General features: G+C 64.5%; 2 protein-coding genes. Both read left to right on the top strand.

Annotation, left to right across the window (positions count from 1 at the left end):
- Positions 1-782: NAD(P)(+) transhydrogenase (Re/Si-specific) subunit beta (locus Q7T84_RS15145; protein WP_304810443.1), on the top strand; the 782-nt coding region annotated here is incomplete at its 5' end.
- 312 nt (positions 783-1094) lie between these two features.
- Positions 1095-1708: M23 family metallopeptidase (locus Q7T84_RS15140; protein ID WP_304810445.1), on the top strand; the 614-nt coding region annotated here is incomplete at its 3' end.

The following is a 1708-nucleotide window of genomic DNA, read 5'->3' as shown; positions in this document are numbered from 1 at the left end:
TGATCATCCCCATCGGCGGCGCCGACATGCCCGTCGTGGTCTCCATGCTGAACAGCTATTCCGGCTGGGCGGCGGCGGCGCTGGGCTTTACGCTTGAGAACGTCACCCTGATCATCACCGGGGCCCTGGTCGGTTCGTCCGGCGCGATCCTGTCGTACATCATGTGCAAGGCGATGAACCGCAGCTTCATCTCCGTGATCCTGGGCGGCTTCGGCGCCGAGGACGCGGCGGCTGGCGCCGGCGGCAAGGTCGAGACCCGGCCCGTCAAGCAGGGCTCGGCCGAGGACGCCGCCTTCATCATGAAGAACGCTTCCAAGGTCATCATCGTCCCGGGCTACGGCATGGCCGTGTCCCAGGCCCAGCACGCCCTGCGCGAAATGGGCGATCGGCTGAAGGAAGAAGGCGTCGAGGTGAAGTACGCCATCCACCCGGTCGCCGGTCGGATGCCAGGCCACATGAACGTGCTGCTGGCCGAGGCTAACGTGCCCTACGACGAGGTCTTCGAACTGGAGGATATCAACTCCGAGTTCTCGACCGCCGACGTGGCCTTCGTCATCGGGGCCAACGACGTCACCAACCCGGCGGCCAAGACCGACCCCACCTCGGCGATCTACGGCATGCCGATCCTCGACGTCGAAAAGGCCCGCACGGTGCTGTTCGTGAAGCGCGGCATGTCCTCGGGCTATGCCGGCGTCGAGAACGAACTCTTCTTCCGCGACAACACCATGATGCTGTTCGGGGACGCCAAGAAGATGGTCGAGGGGATCTTGAAGAACCTCTAGTCCTTCCACCCACCACCATCGCAACAGCGGCGCGCCCAGGTTCTGGGCGCGCCGTTTTCGTTTCCGGCCGCCGCTTTGAATCGAGCCTCGGTATTGGCCGCCGTAACCGCTTCTTCAGGAAATTACGGCAAAGCCTGTTGCATCGCGCGACAATACGCGCCGCCAATAAAGGTTTTCGACGCCACGTTTTCGTCTAGAAGGGCGGGCAATTAGCGCTCGCATCATATCTATAAACCGTCGTAGCTCGCCGCCTAACCTCTAGCGGACTCCAGTAAGGCTCGACTGTACTGGAAGAGGTTCTTTTTGAATTCAGTGACTTTGGCCGGGGCTGGTCGTCTGCGCCATTTCTGGGTCGAAGCTGTCCTGGCGACGGCCCTGACCCTCGGCGTTGTGACCGCCGCCTACGCCACCACTGCGCTTAGCCCCTATATCGCCAAGCCTGAACCGGCCTACGCCAAGGTCGAGGCCCAGGTCGTCCCGGCGCCGCCGCCCGAACCGCCGCCGCCCGAGTTTGCCTTCGGCGAGCCGGTGCCCGGCTACAGCGTCAACTCCCCCTTCGGCCTGCGCCGAATGCCCTGGGAGCGGCATGGCCGCCTGCACGAGGGCGTCGATATCGCCGCGCCGTCCGGCAAGCCGGTCGTGGCGGTCGCCGACGGCGTGATCACCAAGGCGGGTCGCAGCCCCTCCTATGGCCGCTATGTCGAGGTTCGGCACGGCGAAGATCTGGTCAGCTTCTATGCCCACCTTGGCCGTATTGACCCCCGCGCTAAGGCCGGGGTGGCGGTGAGCGCCGGGACGATGATCGGCAAGATCGGCTCCAGCGGGACCTCGACCGGGCCGCACCTGCACTTCGAGATGCGCCAGAAGGATCGACCGTTGAACCCGGTGTCGTTCATCGATCGCCAGTTCGCGACCGCGCAGGATCT

This window comes from Phenylobacterium sp. (assembly GCF_030654915.1).
GTDB lineage: Bacteria > Pseudomonadota > Alphaproteobacteria > Caulobacterales > Caulobacteraceae > Phenylobacterium.
This window is presented reverse-complemented; position numbering and strand designations above follow the sequence as displayed.